Source organism: Pseudomonas sp. 203-8, assembly GCF_020708595.1.
In the GTDB taxonomy this organism is placed as follows: Bacteria; Pseudomonadota; Gammaproteobacteria; order Pseudomonadales; family Pseudomonadaceae; genus Pseudomonas; species Pseudomonas aeruginosa.
In genome coordinates, this window is sequence record NZ_JAJFDF010000002.1 from 40,754 (window position 1) to 59,081 (window position 18,328).

Annotated in this window: 19 protein-coding genes; 9 read left to right on the top strand and 10 right to left on the bottom strand. The window is 67.8% G+C overall.

Going from position 1 to position 18,328, the window contains the following annotated elements; translation table 11 throughout:
- Position 1 precedes the first annotated feature (1 nt).
- Positions 2 to 1,342, bottom strand: coding sequence for a tRNA (N6-isopentenyl adenosine(37)-C2)-methylthiotransferase MiaB (gene miaB, locus LJF27_RS03700; protein WP_003093158.1), 1,341 nt, complete (start codon positions 1,340 to 1,342; stop codon positions 2 to 4).
- Between the two features lie 128 nt (positions 1,343 to 1,470).
- On the opposite strand from miaB, the gene LJF27_RS03705 reads away from it, so the two are divergent.
- Positions 1,471 to 1,803: a DUF1820 family protein gene (locus tag LJF27_RS03705; protein WP_003093157.1), complete on the top strand. Its 333-nt coding sequence runs from the start codon at positions 1,471 to 1,473 to the stop codon at positions 1,801 to 1,803.
- 15 nt (positions 1,804 to 1,818) lie between these two features.
- Here LJF27_RS03705 and LJF27_RS03710 read toward each other — a convergent pair whose 3' ends face one another.
- The 4 genes from LJF27_RS03710 to LJF27_RS03725 all read right to left on the bottom strand — a co-directional run bounded on the left by LJF27_RS03710 (position 1,819) and on the right by LJF27_RS03725 (position 5,334).
- Positions 1,819 to 2,367 carry a tetratricopeptide repeat protein gene (locus LJF27_RS03710; protein WP_003093155.1) on the bottom strand — a complete coding sequence of 183 codons (549 nt, stop codon included), beginning with the start codon at positions 2,365 to 2,367 and terminating at the stop codon, positions 1,819 to 1,821.
- A gap of 208 nt (positions 2,368 to 2,575) precedes the next feature.
- Positions 2,576 to 3,859, bottom strand: coding sequence for a glutamate-1-semialdehyde 2,1-aminomutase (hemL, locus tag LJF27_RS03715; protein WP_229601844.1), 1,284 nt, complete (start codon positions 3,857 to 3,859; stop codon positions 2,576 to 2,578).
- A 37-nt stretch (positions 3,860 to 3,896) separates the two neighbouring features.
- Positions 3,897 to 4,526 (bottom strand): thiamine phosphate synthase, encoded by a 630-nt coding sequence (gene thiE, locus LJF27_RS03720; protein WP_003093148.1) that lies wholly within the window; start codon positions 4,524 to 4,526, stop codon positions 3,897 to 3,899.
- Positions 4,527 to 4,536: 10 nt separating this feature from the next.
- Entirely contained in the window at positions 4,537 to 5,334 is a 798-nt protein-coding gene (locus tag LJF27_RS03725) for a hydroxymethylpyrimidine/phosphomethylpyrimidine kinase (RefSeq protein ID WP_016253014.1), read from the bottom strand.
- A 210-nt stretch (positions 5,335 to 5,544) separates the two neighbouring features.
- On the opposite strand from LJF27_RS03725, the gene ladS reads away from it, so the two are divergent.
- From ladS to LJF27_RS03755, 6 genes are all read left to right on the top strand, one after another.
- Positions 5,545 to 7,932, top strand: coding sequence for a hybrid sensor histidine kinase/response regulator LadS (gene ladS / locus LJF27_RS03730; RefSeq protein WP_023082764.1), 2,388 nt, complete (start codon positions 5,545 to 5,547; stop codon positions 7,930 to 7,932).
- A gap of 105 nt (positions 7,933 to 8,037) precedes the next feature.
- Complete coding sequence (locus LJF27_RS03735) at positions 8,038 to 8,685, top strand: TetR/AcrR family transcriptional regulator (protein WP_003093144.1); 648 nt, start codon at positions 8,038 to 8,040, stop codon at positions 8,683 to 8,685.
- The gene (locus LJF27_RS03740) at positions 8,682 to 10,331 is read left to right on the top strand and encodes an acyl-CoA dehydrogenase family protein (protein WP_003143003.1); all 1,650 of its coding nucleotides are present in this window, start codon (positions 8,682 to 8,684) and stop codon (positions 10,329 to 10,331) included. The genes LJF27_RS03735 and LJF27_RS03740 overlap by 4 nt, the downstream gene beginning before the upstream one ends.
- An 11-nt stretch (positions 10,332 to 10,342) precedes the next feature.
- Complete coding sequence (locus LJF27_RS03745) at positions 10,343 to 10,774, top strand: PaaI family thioesterase (RefSeq protein WP_003093139.1); 432 nt, start codon at positions 10,343 to 10,345, stop codon at positions 10,772 to 10,774.
- Positions 10,775 to 10,828: 54 nt separating this feature from the next.
- Positions 10,829 to 12,328 carry an AMP nucleosidase gene (gene amn, locus LJF27_RS03750; protein WP_003119204.1) on the top strand — a complete coding sequence of 500 codons (1,500 nt, stop codon included), beginning with the start codon at positions 10,829 to 10,831 and terminating at the stop codon, positions 12,326 to 12,328.
- A gap of 150 nt (positions 12,329 to 12,478) precedes the next feature.
- Positions 12,479 to 13,045: an SEC-C metal-binding domain-containing protein gene (locus LJF27_RS03755; RefSeq protein WP_023102861.1), complete on the top strand. Its 567-nt coding sequence runs from the start codon at positions 12,479 to 12,481 to the stop codon at positions 13,043 to 13,045.
- Here the strand turns inward: LJF27_RS03755 and LJF27_RS03760 are convergent.
- Positions 13,003 to 14,088, bottom strand: coding sequence for an MBL fold metallo-hydrolase (locus tag LJF27_RS03760; RefSeq protein ID WP_003106059.1), 1,086 nt, complete (start codon positions 14,086 to 14,088; stop codon positions 13,003 to 13,005). The genes LJF27_RS03755 and LJF27_RS03760 overlap by 43 nt on opposite strands.
- 138 nt (positions 14,089 to 14,226) lie before the next feature.
- Between LJF27_RS03760 and LJF27_RS03765 the strand changes: the two genes are divergently transcribed.
- Positions 14,227 to 14,796 carry a pseudouridine synthase gene (locus LJF27_RS03765; protein WP_016852477.1) on the top strand — a complete coding sequence of 190 codons (570 nt, stop codon included), beginning with the start codon at positions 14,227 to 14,229 and terminating at the stop codon, positions 14,794 to 14,796.
- 33 nt (positions 14,797 to 14,829) lie between these two features.
- On the opposite strand, the gene LJF27_RS03770 is transcribed toward LJF27_RS03765, so the two are convergent.
- From LJF27_RS03770 to LJF27_RS03780, 3 genes are all read right to left on the bottom strand, one after another.
- Entirely contained in the window at positions 14,830 to 15,222 is a 393-nt protein-coding gene (locus LJF27_RS03770; RefSeq protein WP_003093127.1) for a globin, read from the bottom strand.
- Positions 15,223 to 15,322: 100 nt separating this feature from the next.
- Positions 15,323 to 15,532 carry a DUF2788 domain-containing protein gene (locus LJF27_RS03775; RefSeq protein WP_003093125.1) on the bottom strand — a complete coding sequence of 70 codons (210 nt, stop codon included), beginning with the start codon at positions 15,530 to 15,532 and terminating at the stop codon, positions 15,323 to 15,325.
- Positions 15,533 to 15,733: 201 nt separating this feature from the next.
- Entirely contained in the window at positions 15,734 to 16,243 is a 510-nt protein-coding gene (locus tag LJF27_RS03780; protein ID WP_003119210.1) for an Lrp/AsnC family transcriptional regulator, read from the bottom strand.
- Positions 16,244 to 16,690: 447 nt separating this feature from the next.
- Between LJF27_RS03780 and LJF27_RS03785 the strand changes: the two genes are divergently transcribed.
- Complete coding sequence (locus tag LJF27_RS03785) at positions 16,691 to 17,374, top strand: DUF6515 family protein (protein ID WP_017001315.1); 684 nt, start codon at positions 16,691 to 16,693, stop codon at positions 17,372 to 17,374.
- Here LJF27_RS03785 and fieF read toward each other — a convergent pair.
- Positions 17,367 to 18,263: a CDF family cation-efflux transporter FieF gene (gene fieF / locus LJF27_RS03790; protein ID WP_003093118.1), complete on the bottom strand. Its 897-nt coding sequence runs from the start codon at positions 18,261 to 18,263 to the stop codon at positions 17,367 to 17,369. The genes LJF27_RS03785 and fieF overlap by 8 nt on opposite strands.
- Positions 18,264 to 18,328: the final 65 nt, after the last annotated feature.

Here is an 18,328-nt window from a genome sequence, read left to right on the forward strand (position 1 = left end):
CTCAATGCAGGGTGCTGTCGATCAGGGTGCCGCGCAGCGAGTGCGGCAGCGCGTCGTCGATGTGCACCTGGGCGAACTGGCCGATCAGGCGCGGATTGTCGCAGCGGAAGTTGACGATCCGGTTGTTCTCGGTGCGCCCCTGGAGCATGCCCGGGTCCTTCTTCGAGAAGTCGGTGACCAGGATCCGCTGGGTGCTGCCGACCATGCGCCGGCTGATCTCGTAGCCTTGCTGGTGGATGCGGCTCTGGAGGATCTGCAGGCGCTGTTTCTTCACTTCTTCCGGCAGGTCGTCGGCGAGGTCGGCGGCGGGCGTGCCGGGCCGCGCGCTGTAGATGAAGGAGAAGGAGAAGTCGAAGCCGACGTCCTCCACCAGCTTCATGGTCTGCTCGAAGTCCTTCTCGGTTTCGCCGGGGAAACCGACGATGAAGTCGGAGCTGATGCAGATGTCCGGTACCGCGGCCTTCAGCTTGCGGATACGCGACTTGTATTCCAGCACGGTATGGTTGCGCTTCATCGCCGCCAGCACGCGGTCGGAGCCCGACTGCACCGGCAGGTGGATGAATTTCACCAGCTCCGGCACCTCGGCGTGGGCCTGGATCAGCGCGTCGGAGAATTCCAGCGGGTGCGAGGTGGTATAGCGGATGCGCTCGATACCGTCGACGGCGGCGACCACCCGCAGCAGTTCGGCGAAGTCGGCCAGGCGGCCATCGTGGGTCAGGCCGCGGAAGCCGTTGACGTTCTGTCCCAGCAGGGTGACTTCGCGGACGCCGTTCTCGGCCAGGTGGATCACTTCGGCGATCACGTCGTCGAATGGTCGGCTGACTTCCTCGCCGCGGGTGTAGGGCACCACGCAGAAGCTGCAGTACTTGCTGCAGCCTTCCATCACCGAGACGAAGGCGGTGGGGCCATCGACCCGCGGTTCCGGCAGGCGGTCGAATTTCTCGATTTCCGGGAAGGACACGTCGACCTGCGGCTTGCGCGTGCTGCGCGCGGCGTCGATCATTTCCGGCAGGCGGTGCAGGGTCTGCGGGCCGAAGACCACGTCGACATAGGGCGCGCGCTCACGGATCGCGGCGCCTTCCTGGCTGGCCACGCAGCCGCCGACGCCGATCACCAGGTCGGGATTCTGCTGCTTCAGCTCGCGCCACATGCCGAGCTTGGAAAACACCTTTTCCTGGGCCTTCTCGCGGATCGAGCAGGTATTGAGCAGGATGACGTCGGCCTCGGCGGCGTTTTCGGTCACCTCGAGGGCTTGGTGTTCACCGAGCAGGTCCGCCATTCGCGACGAGTCGTACTCGTTCATCTGGCAGCCGTGGGTTTCGATGAAAAGCTTCTTGGCCATGCGCTTCGTCGGACAGTTCGAAAAGGACCGCGCATTATAGAGGGCGGGGCCCCCGGTTCCTAGCGTTGCTGGCCGAAAGGCTGTGCTATGATTCGCGCCCTTCATTTTCCGGCATTGCTTTCCCCGCCATGAACAAGCGCGAAAACCCCATCTACAAGGTGATTTTCCTCAACCAGGGCCAGGTCTTCGAGATGTATGCCAAGCAGATCTACCAGAGCGATCTGTGGGGCTTCCTGGAAATCGAGGAGTTCGTCTTCGGCGAGCGCACCCAGGTGGTGGTGGACCCCAGCGAGGAGAAGCTCAAGGCGCAGTTCGAAGGCGTTCTGCGCAGCTTCGTGCCGATGCACGCGATCGTCCGCATCGACGAGGTCGAGCGCCTGGGTACGCCGAAGATCAGCGAGGCCAAGGGCGCGGGCAACGTCATGCCGTTCCCCATGCCGATGCCCGGCAAGAGCGACTGATTCGCGAAAGGGACGTCAGGGCAGCGGCGCGAAGGGCGTGACGCCGCCGGCAGTCTGCAGTTCGATCAGGTAGTTGCGGAAGATCTGCCCCAGCACCCGGGTGGCGATGTCCAGTTCGTCGCGGTTCATCTGCTCGGCTACCAGGTCGGCGCTGTCCAGGGCGTCCTCGGCGCCGTTCACCGCTGCCATCTTCAGCACGATGTAGGCCTGTACGTTGTTCGCCGGAACCCCTTCGCCACGGAAGAACATGGTGCCGAGGTGGTACTGGGCCTGGGCATGGCCCTGTAGAGAAGCTTTCTCGAACCAGTTGAGGGCGGCCTGGAGGTCGCGCGGGATGCGCTCGCCGTCGTAGAAGAATTCGCCCAGTTCGTATTGCGCCTCGGCGTCGCCGCCATTGGCGACCTGCTGGCAGGCGGCGAGCGCCTGTTGCAATTCTTCGGGAACGGTGTTCAGCGCGCAGCGGCCGGTCGCTGGAATCAGCAACGAGTTGCCTCCCGCCTGCGCGAGCAGCGGCTGGAGGATCAACAGGCAACCCAGGGCGAGGGTGCGGCCGGTACGGAACATGAGGGGAAGACACCTCCTGGATCGGGGCGGGCAAGGGCTGCCCGGCCAACGAAATGCGCTGACCCTCACATTATGAAATAAGCCGACGCCTCCTTACAAAGTCTTTACTGTCTTTTCGGGAACTTTGTCGGCGCGTTTATGCATTTCGGCTAGGAAGGCGTTCCGGCGGGGTGGAGGGCGGCGCCCGGGAAGGGCGCCGCGAAGAGGGTCATTTCAGCGCGGCGAAGGCTTTTTCGGCGGCGTTCAGCGTGATTTCCAGCTCCTTGTCGCCATGGGCGATGGAGGTGAAGCCGGCCTCGAAGGCGCTAGGCGCAAGGTACACGCCACCGTCGAGCATCAGGTGGAAGAAGCGCTTGAAGCGTTCGACGTCGCTGGCCATCACGTCCTCGAAGGTGACGATGGCGTCGGCGCCGCTGAAGTACAGGCCGAACATGCCGCCCGCCTGGGTGGTGACGAAGGGGATGCCGGCGGCGTCCGCGCGCTGTTGCAGGCCGTCGAGCATGCGCGTGGTGTAGGCGGTCAGTTCGTCGTGGAAACCGGGGCGGCTGATCAGGCGCAGGGTGGTCAGGCCGGCGGCCATTGCCAGCGGGTTGCCCGAGAGCGTGCCGGCCTGGTAGACCGGGCCCAGCGGGGAAATCTGCTGCATGATCTCGCGCTTGCCGCCGAAGGCTCCCACCGGCATGCCGCCGCCGATGATCTTGCCGAAGGTCGACAGGTCCGGGGTGACCCCGTAGTAGGCCTGGGCGCCGCCGAGGGCGACACGGAAGCCGGTCATCACTTCGTCGAAGATCAGCACCACGCCGTGTTCGTCGCAGGCTTCGCGCAGGCCTTCGAGGAAGCCCGGCGCCGGCGGCACACAGTTCATGTTGCCGGCAACCGGCTCGACGATGATGCAGGCGACCTCCTTGCCGACTTCGCCCAGGGTCTTGCGCACCGCCTCGATGTCGTTGAACGGCAGGGTCAGGGTGTGCTTGGCGAAGGCCGCCGGAACGCCCGGGGAGTTCGGCACGCCGAAGGTCAGGGCGCCGGAGCCGACCTTCACCAGCAGGCTGTCGGAGTGACCGTGGTAGCAGCCTTCGAACTTGATGATGCTGTCGCGCCCGGTGTAGCCGCGGGCCAGGCGGATGGCGCTCATGGTCGCCTCGGTGCCGGAGCTGACCATGCGCACCATCTCCATCGACGGCACCATGGAGCAGACCAGGTCGGCCATTTCCACTTCCAGCGCGGTCGGCGCGCCATAGGACAGGCCGTGGTCGAGTTGCCGGCGCACCGCGTCGAGCACGTCCGGATGGCTGTGGCCGAGGATCATCGGGCCCCAGGAGCCGACATAGTCCACGTAGCGCTTGTCGTCCTCGTCCAGTACATAGGCGCCTTCGGCGTGCTTGAAGAACAGCGGGGTGCCGCCGACGCTCTTGAAGGCGCGCACCGGGGAGTTGACCCCGCCGGGAATGTGTTTCTGGGCGTTGTTGAACAGCGTTTCGGAACGGGACATGGCTAGCTCTCTATCTCTCGGGCGAGGCGCGGAGGCGTCAGGCAGGTTCGAACAGGGCGCTGAAGGCGCGGGCGCGGCGTTCCACCTCGGCGGCGGACGCGGCGGCGAACAGCGCATGGATCACGGCGACCAGATCGACGCCGCGGGCGATCAGGCCGGGCGCGGTGTCGAGGCTGATGCCGCCGATGGCGGTGATCGGCAGGTGCAGGCGCGGCCGGGCCTGGTCGAGCAGTTCGACGCTGGCGGCGGGGGCGCCGGGTTTGGTGCTGGAATTGAAGAAGCGGCCGAAGGCGACGTAGCTGGCGCCCTCGGCCACCGCCTGCTCGGCCAGTTCCAGTTGGGCGTGGCAGGTGGCGCCGATGATCGCCTGGCGGCCGAGCAGGGCGCGCGCCGCCGACAGCGAACCGTCGGTCTGGCCGAGGTGCAGGCCGACGCCCAGGCGCGCGGCGAGTTCGGCGTCGTCGTTGACGATCAACTGCGCGCCGTGGCGTTCGCAGAGTTCGCGCAGGCTTTCCGCCTCGCGCAGGCGCCGCGCCTGGTCGCTGGATTTGTCGCGGTATTGCAGCAGGCGCGCGCCGCCGCGGAGCGCGGCTTCGACGTAGGGCAGCAGGCGGCCGTCGTCCAGTAGCTGGCTATCGGTGATGGCGTACAGGCCGCGCAGTTTCATCGGCTGGCTCTCAGTGACAGAAGTCGGTGGGCAGGCGGCGCGGCACGTATTGGCCGTGGCCCGGACTCTCGGCGTCGCGCAGGGTCCGCCAGGTGTAGTCGAGGGCGCTCTGCACGGCGCCGTGCAGCGCTTCGCCGAAGGCGATGCGACCGGCCAGGGCGCTGGCCAGGGTGCAGCCGGAGCCATGGTAGCTGCCGGGCAGGCGCTGGCAGGTGAAGGTGCGGCGGCTGCCGTCGCGGCTGTACAGGCGATTGTGCACTTCGCTTTCGTCGCCGTGTCCGCCGGTGATCAACAGGTGCTCGCAGTGTTCCAGCAGGCGCTCGGCGCACTGGTCGGCGCTGCCCTCGGGCAGGTCGGCGAGCAGGCGCGCTTCCGGCAGGTTCGGCGTGGCGATGGTGGCGCGCGGCAGCAGCCGCTCGCGCATGGCGAAGCCGACGTCGCCCTTGCCCAACGCACCGCCGCCGCCGGCGCGCAGCACCGGATCGCAGACCACCGGCAAGTGCGGGTGGGCGGCGAGGATCTCGGCCACCGTGTCGACCATCTCCAGCGAGCCGAGCATACCCAGCTTGACCGCCGCGACGGGCAGGTCGGCGAGTACGGCGTTGGCCTGGGCCAGCACCCACTCGCGGTCGAGGACGCGGAAGTCGCTGACGTTGACGGTGTCCTGCACGGTCAGCGCGGTGACCGCCGGGGCGGCGTGGCAGCCCTGGGCGAGCAGGGCTTCGATGTCGGCTTGCAGTCCGGCGCCACCACTGGGGTCGTGACCGGACAGGCAGAGCACTACGGGGCGGGAAGTCGGTGTTTTCATGGCGCGTGAGCTTACCACTAAAAGCGCTTCGTGGCGGCTGCGCGGACGACCTTTCGGGCGCCGCGCCCGGGCCCTGCGTGACACGTCCCGGGCCTGACGTGGCGTGGCGTGTGCTAAAGTTCGGCGAATATTCATACAACGCTCGCCAAGGGCGGACCATGACGTGGGAGGTGGGGCTCCCGGTCCGTTCGAGGAGCACTGCGGGGCATCATGCGGCACTGGCTGATTCTCTTTCTTATTGCGTTGCCGTGCCTGGCGGGTGCGGTGAGCTTCAACGAGCAGGTCGAGCGCCTGCCGCTGGGGCAGTCCATCGACGTGTTCGAGGACGTGCGCGGTAGCGCCGATATCAACGACATCACCTCGCGGGCCATCGACAGCAGCTTCCGCCGCCATGACAAGGACGTGCTCAATGCCGGCTATTCGCGCTCGGTGTTCTGGTTGCGCCTGGACCTGGACTACCGGCCGGTCGCCTCCAGCGATCCGCGCACCTGGCTGCTGGAGCTGGCCTATCCGCCGCTGGACAAGCTCGACCTCTACCTGCCCGATGGCCAGGGCGGCTACCGCCTCGCCCAGCGCACCGGCGACACATTGCCGTTCGCCAGTCGGCCGATCCGGCAGAACAACTACCTGTTCGAACTCGGCCTCGAGCCGAACAAGCCGCAGCGTGTCTACCTGCGGCTGGAAAGCCAGGGGTCGATCCAGGCGCCGCTGACCCTGTGGTCGCCCAAGGCCTACCTGGAGGAGCAGCCCGAACGCATCTATGTGCTCGGCATCATCTATGGCGTGCTGCTGGTGATGCTGATCTACAACCTGTTCATCTTCCTCAGCGTCCGCGATACCAGCTATCTCTACTACATCCTCTATATCGCTTCGTTCGGGCTCTACCAGGTCTCGGTGAACGGCGCCGGCATCGAGTACTTCTGGCCCGACAGCCCCTGGTGGGCGAACGCCGCCACGCCATTCCTGATCGGTTCGGCGGCGCTGTTCGGCTGCCAGTTCGCGCGCAGCTTCCTGCATACCCGCGACCACAGCGTGTGGGTCGACCGCGGCCTGCTGGCGCTGATGGCGGTCGGCGCGCTGGTCATGCTGATGGCGCTGACCATGAGCTACGCCGTGGCCCTGCGCCTGGCCACCTACCTGGCGCTGGCCTTCACCGGCCTGATCTTCGCCGCCGGCATCCTCGCCTGGCTGCGCGGCATGCGCGTGGCGCGCTATTTCATCATCGCCTGGACCGCCTTCCTTCTCGGCGGCATCGTCAACACCTTGATGGTCCTCGGCTACCTGCCGAACATGTTCCTCACCATGTATGCCAGCCAGATCGGTTCGGCGCTGGAGGTGGGCTTGCTGTCGCTGGCACTGGCCGACCGGATCAACGCAATGAAGGAGGAGCGCGCGCGAATCCTCCAGGAGTCCAGCCGCAAGCTGGAAGCGCTGAACCAGGAACTGGCCAACAGCAACCGCCTGAAGGACGAGTTCCTCGCCACCGTCACCCACGAACTGCGCACCCCGATGAGCGGGGTGATCGGTTCGCTGGAGCTGATGCAGACGGTGCCGATGGACGTCGAACTCGCCGAGTACCAGCGCACCGCCGCCGGTTCGGCGCGGGACATGATGCGGATGGTCAACGACATCCTCGCCCTCATCGAACTGCAGGCCGGCAAGCTCTACCCGCGCCGCGAGCCGTTCAGCCTGCGCGGCCTGTTCGACAGCCTGCGCGCGCAGTACGCGCCGCGCGCCGAGGAGAAGGGCCTGCGCTTCGCCCTGCAACTGGACGACAGCCTGCCGGATACCCTCGAAGGTGATGCCGGCAAGCTGGCCCAGGCGCTGGGCTACCTGGTCGACAACGCGATCAAGTTCACCGCCAGGGGCAGCGTGACCCTGCGCGTCGCCGCCGGGCGTACCCATGACGGGGTGGCGCTGCGGGTGGAAGTGATCGACACCGGCATCGGTTTCGACATGGCCGCCGGCAGCGACCTCTACCAGCGTTTCGTCCAGGCCGACAGCTCGTTGACCCGTGGCTACGGAGGCCTCGGCATCGGCCTGGCTCTGTGCCGCAAGCTGGTGGAGCTGCTTGGCGGCGAGCTGACCCACGAGTCCCGGCCGGGACAGGGCAGCCGCTTCCTCCTGCGCCTGCAACTGACCCAGCCGGCCCAGGGCCTGGCGCCGCCGCCGCGGCGCGCCGGCGGGCAGGCGGTGCGGCGTCCCGAGGAGTGCACGGTGCTGGTGGTGGAGGACAACGCCATCAACCAGTTGGTGACTCGCGGCATGCTGCTCAAGCTCGGCTACCGGGTGCGCACCGCCGACAACGGCAGCGAGGCCCTGGAGTTGCTGGCGCGCGAGCGGCCGGACGGCGTACTGCTCGACTGCCAGATGCCGGTGATGGACGGCTTCGCCACCTGTCGGGCGATCCGCGCGCTGCCCGGCTGCGCGGAACTGCCGGTGCTGGCGTTGACCGCCCACAGCCACAGCGGCGATCGCGAGCGCTGCCTGGCGGCGGGCATGAGCGACTACATGGCCAAGCCGGTCAAGTTCGAAGAGTTGCAGACCCTGCTGCACGATTGGCTGCTGTGCCAGCCGATCGTCACCAAGTCCGCCTGAAGCCTTTCCGCGGCTGGCTGAAATGCCGGCCTGCGCGACCTGTATGTCTCTTTAGGCAAAGCCTGAAGCGTGATTCACTGGGAAAAAGTGAATCCGGATTCAGTCATGGTCTATCGTGTCACCGAACGCCGCCTGCAACGCGATTCCGCGCTGCGCGAGCGCATCCTCCAGCTAGGCCTGCGGCGTGTCGCGGAGGGCGGTTTCGCCGCGCTGACCATGCAGGCCCTGGCCGACGACGCGGGGATCGCCACCGGCAGCCTGTACCGCCACTTCCGGGGCAAGGGCGAGCTGGCGGCGGAAATCTTCCGCCGCGCCAGCCAGCGTGAGGTCGATGCCCTGGCCGTGGTCCTGCGCGGTCCCGGCGCGCCCGCCTGGCGCCTGGCCGAGGGCTTGCGGCGCTTTGCCGCGCGCGCCTGGAGCAGCCAGCGGCTGGCCTTCGCCCTGATCGCCGAGCCGGTGGATCCTGAAGTCGACGAGCAGCGCCTGCGCTATCGCGAGGCCTACGCCGCACTGTTCGTCGAACTGCTCGAGGAGGGCCGGCGCAGTGGCGCATTCCAGCTTTCCCTGGTGCCGCTTGCCGCGGCCTGCCTGGTCGGGGCCATCGCCGAGGCGCTGGTCGGCCCCTTGTCTCCCCCGGCGCGCGCCGCTCGCGACAGCGGCCAGCCGGAACCGAGTCTGGAGCCGGTGAGTACGGCTCTGGTGAACTTCTGCCTGCGCGCGGTGGGCGCGCCTGTCTGCGAGGAACCCTCATGAACCTGCACCAGTACGCCGAAACCCACGAAGTGACCAACCAGGTACCGTCGCTGGATGGCGCCAACCTCTACCGCCTCGACCTGCCTCTCCAGGAGTGGGTGCGTCGCTACCAGGGCGGCTGGGCCGAGGAGCGCCTGCAGCGCTACGGCGAGCTGACCGGCGGCCCGCTGATGGCGGCCGGCTTCCTGGCCAACCAGCACAAGCCGGAGTTCCATAGCCACGACCGCTACGGCAACCGCGTCGACCTGGTGGAGTTCCATCCCGCCTACCACGAGCTGATGCGTGCCGCCATCGAACACGAACTGCCCTCGCTGCCCTGGACCGACCCGCGCCCCGGCGCCCAGGTGGCGCGGGCCGGGCTGTCCTACCTGCACAGCCAGGCGGAGGCCGGCACCGGTTGCCCGTTGACCATGACCTACGCCAGCGTGCCGGCGATTCGCCTGCAGGCGGACCTGGCCGAGAAATGGCTGCCGAAGATCCTCTCCCGCGAGTACGACCCGCGCAACGTGCCGATGGAGCAGAAGGCGGGCGTCACCATCGGCATGGCGATGACCGAGAAGCAGGGCGGCACCGACGTCCGGGCCAATACCACGCGGGCCTACCCGGTGGGGATTCCCGGGCCGGGGCAGGCCTACGAACTGGTCGGGCACAAGTGGTTCTGCTCGGCGCCGATGTGCGACGCCTTCCTCACCCTGGCCTACACCGACAAGGGCCTGACCTGCTTCCTGCTGCCGCGCCACCGGCCGGACGGCAGCCGCAACCAGTTCTACATCCAGCGCCTGAAGGACAAGCTGGGCAACTGGTCGAACGCCTCCAGCGAAATCGAGTATCGCGGCGCCCTGGCCTGGATGGTCGGCGAGGAGGGCCGTGGCGTGCCGACCATCATCGAGATGGTCGCCATGACCCGCTTCGACTGCATGATCGGCTCCAGCGCACTGATGCGTCAGGCGTTGACCCAGGCCGCCCACCACTGTGCCTACCGCAAGGTCGGCGGGCGGGTGCTGGCCGAGCAACCGCTGATGCAGAACGTGCTCGCCGACCTGGCCCTGGAAAGCGAGGCGGCGCTGGCCCTGACCCTGCGCATGGGGCATGCCCTGGACCGTGCCCACGACGAGCAGGAGGAGAAGTTCGCCCGCCTGGTCACCGCGGTGGGCAAATACTGGATCTGCAAGCGTGCCCCGGCGATGATCAACGAAGCCTCCGAATGCATGGGCGGTGCCGGCTACGTCGAGGAAACCATCCTGCCGCGGCTGTACCGCGAGGCCCCGGTGAACTCGATCTGGGAAGGTTCCGGCAACGTGCAGTGCCTGGACGTGCTGCGTGCCCTGTCGAAGGAGCCGGGGGTGCTCGACGCGTTGTTCGCCGAACTGGGCGACGGCCATGGCGACGCCCGTCTCGCCGCGCACATCGGCAACCTCAAAGCGGCCTTCGCCGACACCGCCGACATCCAGTACCGCGCCCGCCAGCTCACCGAGGACGTGGCGATCGCCCTGCAGGCCAAGCTGTTGCTGGAAGCCGGCAACTCCGCGGTGTCCGACGCCTTCATCGGCAGTCGCCTGGGGGACGGCGGGCGTGTCTACGGCACCCTCCCGCGCGGCGTCGAGGTCGAGGCGCTGTTGGCTCGCGCCACCCCGCACCTGACCTGAGGCGCGTCGCGATGCAGGCGCATCCGCGCTACCGGGAGCTGGTCGAGCAGGGCTTCGCCGCGGCCAGTTTCGTCGGCGACCTCGGCATCCGTCCGCTGGACTGCGGGCCGGGTTGGGTCGAAGCGGGGCTGGACATCCTGCCCCGCCACGCCCAGCAGAACGGCTTCATCCATGCCGGGGTCCAGGCGACCCTGGCCGACCATGCCGCCGGGGCCGCCGCCGCGACCCTGGTGGAGGAGGGGCAGACGGTGCTGACCCTGGAGTTCAAGCTCAACCTGTTGCGCCCGGCGCTTTGCCAGCGCCTGTTGTGTCGCGCCGAGGTGCTCAAGGCCGGGCGCCAGGTGACGGTGGTCGAGGCCGAGGTGTTCGCCGAGCGGGACGGTCGGCGGCACCTGTTCAGCAAGGCCACCGTGACCATGGCGGTGGTGGCGCTGGCCGAATGAGATAACGGGAGAAAAGCGCTGTGTTTTCCTGTCGGTACAGGCAAGATGTTTTCCATGCGAACCGACAGGAAGCCCACCATGAGTATCGATTCCGACGACGGGTTCGTCGTCGCCCGCACGGCCGAGGAGGCCGTCGACCGTCTTGCCGAGCTGCACCGCCAGGCCACCGCGGCGCTGAGCCAGGCGCTCAAGCGCTACATCAAGGAGCGCATCGAGCCAAGCGAGGCCGAGCGGCAGAACTTCCACTACCCGCAACTGCGCATCGGCTACCGCTGCCAGGGCGAGGTGCCGTCCACCACCCGCGCCTACGCCAAGGTCCAGGTGCCGGGCGAATACAGCGTCACCGTCACCCACCCCGACGCCTTCCGCAAGTACCTGCTGGAACAGTTGCGTCCGCTGATGGACGATTTCACCGTGCAGGTGCAGGTCGGCCCGAGCCAACAGGACATCCCCTATCCCTACGTGGTCGAGCAGGGCGACGAGCTGGCCGGCTCCGGGGTGACCGCCGCCGAGCTGGCGCGGGTGTTCCCCAGCACCGACCTGTCCGCCGCTTCCGACGACATCGCCGACGGCCTCTACGAATGGGAACGCGCCGACCAGTTGCCGCTGGCGCTGTTCGACGCCGCGCGGGTGGACTTCTCCCTGCGCCGCCTGGTGCACTACACCGGCAGCGACTGGCGCCACGTGCAGCCGTGGATCCTGCTGACCAACTACCACCGCTACGTCGACCAGTTCATCCGCCTCGGCCTGACCCGCCTGCGCGAGGACCCGCGCTTCGTGCGCATGGTCCTGCCGGGCAACGTGATCATCGAACGCGGGATGGACGAAGGCGAGGCCAACGCCATCGTCGCCGGGGTGGTCTGGCACCGCTACCAGATGCCGGCCTACCACCTGATCGCCGCCGATGGCGACGGCATCACCCTGGTCAACATCGGGGTCGGCCCGTCCAACGCGAAGAACATCACCGACCACCTGGCGGTGTTGCGTCCGCATTGCTGGCTGATGATCGGCCACTGCGGCGGCCTGCGGCAGTCGCAGACCATCGGCGACTACGTACTGGCGCACGCCTACATGCGCCGCGACGGCATCCTCGACCGCGCGCTGCCGCCGCACATCCCGATCCCGGCGCTGGCCGAAGTCCAGGTCGCCTTGCAGGAAGCCGCCGCCGAAGTCACCGGCGAGCGCGGCGAGTCGCTCAAGCGACGCTTGCGCACCGGCACCGTGCTCACCTACGACGACCGCAACTGGGAGCTGCGCTGGGCCCAGGAGCGGCCACTGATCAACCTGGCGCGGGCCATCGCGGTGGACATGGAGAGCGGCACCATCGCCGCCCAGGGCTACCGCCTGCGGGTGCCCTACGGCACGTTGCTGTGCGTCTCGGACAAGCCGCTGCACAGCGAGATCAAGCTGCCCGGCTCGGCCAACGCCTTCTACGAGCGCGCGGTGAACCAGCACCTGCGGATCGGCATCGCCGCCCTCGACCTGTTGCGCAGCCAGCTCAACTCGCTGCACTCGCGCAAGCTGCGGAGTTTCGACGAGCCGCCGTTCCGTTGATCGGACGCGCCGCGGTTTCCGTGCGGAAACCGCGGCGCGCTTCTACGCCTTGCGGCGCCGAGGCCCTACAATGATGGCCCTTCGCCCTGCGTGGAACCGCGGCGCCCTCTGCCGGTCGGAACGACCACGCCTGCCATCGATGTGATCCCCATGCCGTTCAGCGTCCCCACTCATCTCAGCAACCCGCTCCGTCGCTTCGCCCGCCGCCTGGTGCCCGATGCCGCGCCGGAAGTGGCAGCGCCGTTGCCGATGCCGGAAAGCCTGGCCGGCGAACCGTGGTTCTCGGTCGGGCGGGCGGTCGAGGCCCTCGGCGGCGAGCGGGTCGATGGCTGGATCCTGGAAGAATGGCGTGGCTTGGCCCTGCGCGCGCGTTTCAGCGCTTGCTGGCGCGATCCGCGCGGCAACCTGTGGAATGTCCTGCCGCAGGCGGGCGCCATCGCTTTCCTGGCCGACCCGCAGCGGCGCTACGAAGGCGTGCCGCTGGCCGACCAGTACCAGGCGCTCAGCCGCGATGTCCTGCTGGAAGACTATCTCGGCCTGCGGCGCCAACTGGCCCGCGCCGGCCTGGACGACGAGGCCCGCGAGCGCCTGGCCGGGATGGCCGCGCGCCTGGAAAGCTGGCTGGCCCTGGGCGGCCGTGGCGAGCAGGCTTGTCCGTGCGGCAGCGGCAAGCGCTACCGCAACTGCTGCTCCCGCCTGGTGGCCTCGGCCTCCTGAGCGACGTTGCGCGGTGCGACGCGCCACTGCTCGCCGGGTTTCGGCGTGCCGAAGGTCGCCGGGTCCACGCCTTGGCTGCGCAGTGCCGCCTGGAGCGCCTTGGGCGGGTCGTCCTGCTGTTCGTCGGTGAGATTGAAGGTACCGAAGTGGATGGCCATGCTGGTCTGCGCCTGCAGCGTGCGATGGGCCTGCACCGCGTCGTCGGGATTCATGTGGTGGTCGCGCATGAACCAGCGCGGCTCGTAGGCGCCGATCGGCAGGGCGGCGAAACGCATCGCCCCGAAGCGCTGGTTGATCAGCCCGAACTCCGGGCCGAGCCCGGTATCGCCGGGAAACAGCAGCGGGCCATCCGGCGAGTCGATGACGAAGCCGAGCCAGAGCGTGCGGTTGGTGTCGCTGCGGGTGCGCGACGACCAGTGCTGCACCGGTACGCCATGCAGCGTCAGGCCAGCGCCCAGCGGCACGGCCTGCCACCAGTCGATCTCCACGACGTCGGCGAAACCTGTCTGGCGGATCAGCCCGGCGTTGCCCAGGCCGCTGACCACCTTGGCCGTCGGCCAGCGCCGGTGGAGCTGGCGCAGGGTTTCCAGGTCGAGGTGGTCGTAGTGGTTGTGGCTCACCAGCACCAGGTCGATCGGTGGCAACTGGTCGAGCGTCAACCCGGGCGGATGGTGGCGCTTCGGGCCGATGAAGGCGAGCGGGCTGACCCGTTGCGACCAGACCGGGTCGGTGAGGATGTTCAGGCCGCGGTGCTGGATCAGCAGGGTGGCGTGGTTGATGTAGGTGACCCGCAGTTCTTCGCCGCGGGCGCGCTCGTTCACCCTTGGCGGCGTTGCCGTCGGCGGCAGGGCGACCCACGGGCGTTGCGGCGGGCGGTTCCACTGCCACTTGAGCAGGTCGCGCAGGCTCTTGTGCGCGGTCGGCTGGATATTGCGGAAACGTTCGCCGTCGAAATGGTCCGAAGGCGGACCCTGATAGGCGCTGCCAGCGCAGCCGGCCAGGGTCAGCAGGCTGATCAGCCAGGTGGGACGCAGGGAGGGCATGAGGGGATGCTCTTGCGGTCAGGCTCTCGGACAACCTAGCATGCCGCCCGGTACCCCGATCAAGCCAACTCGTTTCCAGTCATGTCCCGTCCCCCGCGTCCTTCCCCGCGTTATCCCGTCCGCCCTGCGCCACGCCGGGTGGCCAAGGCGCCGCCGAGCGAGCCGAAGCTGCTGCTGTTCAACAAGCCGTTCGACGTACTGACCCAGTTCAACGACGAGCAAGGGCGTTCGACCCTCAAGGACTTCATCCCGGTGCCGGGCGTGTATCCGGCCGGGCGCCTGGACCGCGACAGCGAGGGCCTGTTGCTGCTGACCAACGACGGTCGCCTGCAGGCGCGCATCGCCGACCCCCGGCACAAGCTGCCGAAGACCTACTGGGTGCAGGTCGAAGGTACGCCGGACGAGGAGCAATTGTGGCGCCTGCGCGAGGGCGTGACGCTCAACGACGGCCCGACGCTGCCCGCCGAGGCGCGTCTGCTGGATGAGCCGACGTTGTGGGAGCGGGTGCCGCCGGTGCGTTTTCGCAAGTCGGTGCCGACCCACTGGCTGGAATTGGTGATCCGCGAGGGGCGCAATCGCCAGGTGCGGCGGATGACGGCGGCGGTGGGCTTGCCGACGCTGCGGCTGGTGCGGGTGCGGATCGGCCCCTGGAGCCTGGACGGCCTGGGCCTCGGGGAATGGCGGGAAGTGCCGGCGCGGCTGGACTGACGAGAGGGGCGTCGTCCAGCGGGCGCGGAACGATCAGTAGTACGACTTGATCACGGCGATGCCGCGACCCATCACGTCGCGCCAGGCGTCGCGGGTCTCGGCGTCGCAGTCGCGGTCGTGCTCGGCGACCGCCATCAGCAGGGCGTCCAGCCACAGGTCGTAGAGTTCCGGGCGGATATCCAGCGCGGCGCGCGAATGGCTGGCGCCGAGGGCGCGCAGCTTGCTGTCGGACATGCCGCGGGCGTACATCACCAGGTTCATGATCCCGGCACGCAGCAGGTGTTTCTGCGCAGTCATGTCGGTGGTGGCGAACTTGGCGCGAATCTGCGGGGAACTGGCAAGGAAATGCCGGTAGAAATCATCGAAGAATCCGGTGCTGGCACAGCAGCGTCCATAACTCTGCATGACGCGGTCGGCGGCGTTCATGGCGACTCCCTTGTTCTAGGCAATGGCAAGGCGAGCCGGCCCCGTTGGCCGGGGCCGGCGGATGATTACGAGTGGTTGGATGACGCGCGTGGCGCCGGGGTTACATGCCCGCGCCTTCGAGGCTGCCGATGACCAGGCCCTTGATGATGAAGCCCAGTACGCCCAGGCCGAGGGCGAAGAACAGGATCAGGGTTCCGAACTTGCCGGCTTTCGACTTCTTCGCCAGGTCCCACACGATGAAAGCCATGAACAGGATAAGCACGGTCACCAGACCGGTCATCATCCACTCTTCGAACAGTTCGGGATCCATTGGCAACCTCCGGATTTTCAAGCAAACGAAGTCCGGCTCGCGGTCGGACGGAGCGTGCCATGGGGGGCGGGCAAGGCGTTTATCATTCTACGAGCAGGCTGCTCTTTATATGCGGGGGCCACGCGGGCATGACAACTGAAACAGGCTGCCGATTATACGGCATGCCGCCTGTTCCGTGTCATGTCCCAGGTCTCGCTACGATCAATCGCGCAGGTGCTCCAGCGGCAGTTCGGTACTCGCCAGCACCTGGTTGAGGACGAAGCTGGAGCGCACGCTGGAGACCCCCTCGATGCGCGTCAGGGTACCCAGCAGGAGTTTCTGGTAATGGTCCATGTCCGGCACCACGACCTTCAACTGGTAGTCCGCGTCCATCCCGGTGACCAGGCTGCACTCCAGCACTTCCGGGCATTTGCCGATGACTTCCTGGAAATGTTCGAAGCGTTCCGGGGTGTGTCGGTCCATGCCTATGAGGACGAAGGCGGTGAGGCTCAGGCCGAGCTTCTTGCGGTCCAGCAAGGCTACCTGGCGGACGATGTAGCCGTCGTCCTCGAGCTGCTTGACCCGTCGCGAACAGGGCGATGGCGACAGGCCTATCCGTTCTGCCAGTTCCTGGTTGGAGATGCGTGCGTCGCGCTGGAGTTCTTCGAGGATACGCAGGTCGTAGCGATCGAGTTTGTTCATGGCGAGGATTTCTTTCAGGTTGATTGCCATTGGCAAGGTGAATTTGAGTGATTTATTGCGCAATCAAGGTTCTGGTGAGCAATATTAGCAATCATTGGTCGCGCCTGGCGACGTATTCTTTTACCCAGATTCACGGCCCGGACATCTCGTCCATCACGGCTCGCCCAATCAGGCCAGCCGTGGCCGCCGACCCTACAGGGTTGCGCCGGCCTCCGGGTTGCACACCGCCCAGAAGGTGGAGTGAGGTGAGCCGTCGCCAACAGCGCCGAGCCAGGACAGTTACCCCAGAAGGGAGGTCGACGGGCCTCCCTTTTTCTTTGCCCGCGATCCGGCCCGTGCCGCGCTTTTACCCATTCTTTACCCGGCGTTTACCCACCCTTGGCGGAAAACGGCGGAAAGTCGTTCCCGGGATCATTCGAACGTGGCCGGGCGACCAGGCCCGGGGCGAGGCAGACGATGAACGGTGGATGGTGGCGAATGCTCGGGGTGGGCGCTCTCTCGCTGAGCCTGTGCGTCCAGGCGCAGGCCGACGACGGCCGAGGGGGACGCGGCGGACCTGGCGGCGAGCGCGGTGTTGCCCACGGACAACCGGGACATGGCCGCGGCGAAGCGCATGGCGGCAGTTGGGGACCGCATCCCGACTGGCGTCCGGGCCGGGTGGTGGAGGCCTTGCCGCGCGGGCACCTGCGGGTGCCCTATCGCGGCGGCGAGTATTTCTTCGACGACGGCTACTGGTACCGACCCGACGGCCCGCGCTATGTGCTGGTCGTGCCGCCCCGCGGGGTGCGCGTCCGCAGCCTGCCGCCCTATGCGGAGCAGGTCTGGCTGGGCAGCGTGCTGTACTTCCTTGCCGCCGGCACTTACTACCTGTGGCATGCCGACACCCGCGAGTACGAAGTGGTCAGCCCGCCGCCGCGGGCAGCGGGACCCGTTTATCCGGTCAGCGGGCCGGCCGCCAGCTACGACGTGGTGGCCTACCCCGCGCGCGGCCAGGGGCCCGACCAGCAGGGCCGCGACCGCTACGAGTGCCACCGCTGGGCGGTGGGCGAGAGCGGCTTCGACCCGGCGGGGGCGACCTACGCGCCGGCCGCCGAGGTCGCCAACGGCTACCGCCGGGCCATGGCCGCCTGCCTGAGCGGGCGCGGCTACAGCGTCAACTGACGGTTTCCTTGCCGACCACTTCCTGCGGGTCGGCATGGATCAGCACCTCGGCCTTCGGGTATTCGCGCTTGATCGCCAGCACTGCGCGGTCGGTCAGGGCGTGGGCCACCGACAGGCTCAGCTCGCCGGGCAGTTCGAGGTGCAACTGGACGAACCAGTGGTTGCCGGAAATCCGCGTGCGCACGTCGTGCGCGCCGAGCACTCCCGGCACGCTGCAGGCGAGTTCGCGCATGCGCTCGCTGATGTCGGTAGGCAGTTCCCGGTCCATCAGGATCGACACCGACTCGCGAGCGATCTGCAGGGCGCTCCAGAGGATGTACAGGGCGATGCCCAGGCCGAACAGGCCGTCGCTCTGTGGCCAGCCGTAGCGGGCCAGGAGCAGTGCCACGAGGATGCTGGCGTTGAGCAGCAGGTCCGAGCGGTAGTGCAGCGAGTCGGCGCGTATCGCGGTGGAACCGGTGCGGCGGATGACGTGGGTCTGGAAGGCCAGGAGAAGGGCCGTGAGCAGCAGCGACAGCAGCATCACCGCGATGCCCCAGGTGGCCGCGCCGAGGGGCTGCGGGTCGCGCAATTGCTCGACCGCCTGGATAGCCACCAGCACCGCGCTGGCACCGATGAACATGGCCTGGGCCAGGCCGGCCAGGGCCTCGGCCTTGCCGTGGCCGTAGCGGTGGTCGTCGTCGGCCGGGCGTAGCGAATAGTGCACCGCCAGCAGGTTGAGCAGCGAGGCGGCACTGTCCAGCAGGGAGTCGGTGAGGCCGGCGAGCAGGCTCACCGAACCGCTCAGCCACCAGGCAATGGCCTTGCCGATGACCAGGGTGACGGCGACACCGAGCGAGGCCAGGGTGGCCAGGCGCAGCAGGCGGGCGTGGGGGGAATCGGGACTCATGGGGCGCTTCTGTCAGGAGGGACGGCGCCACTGTAAACCAACCGGGCGGCGACCGGGCACTGACG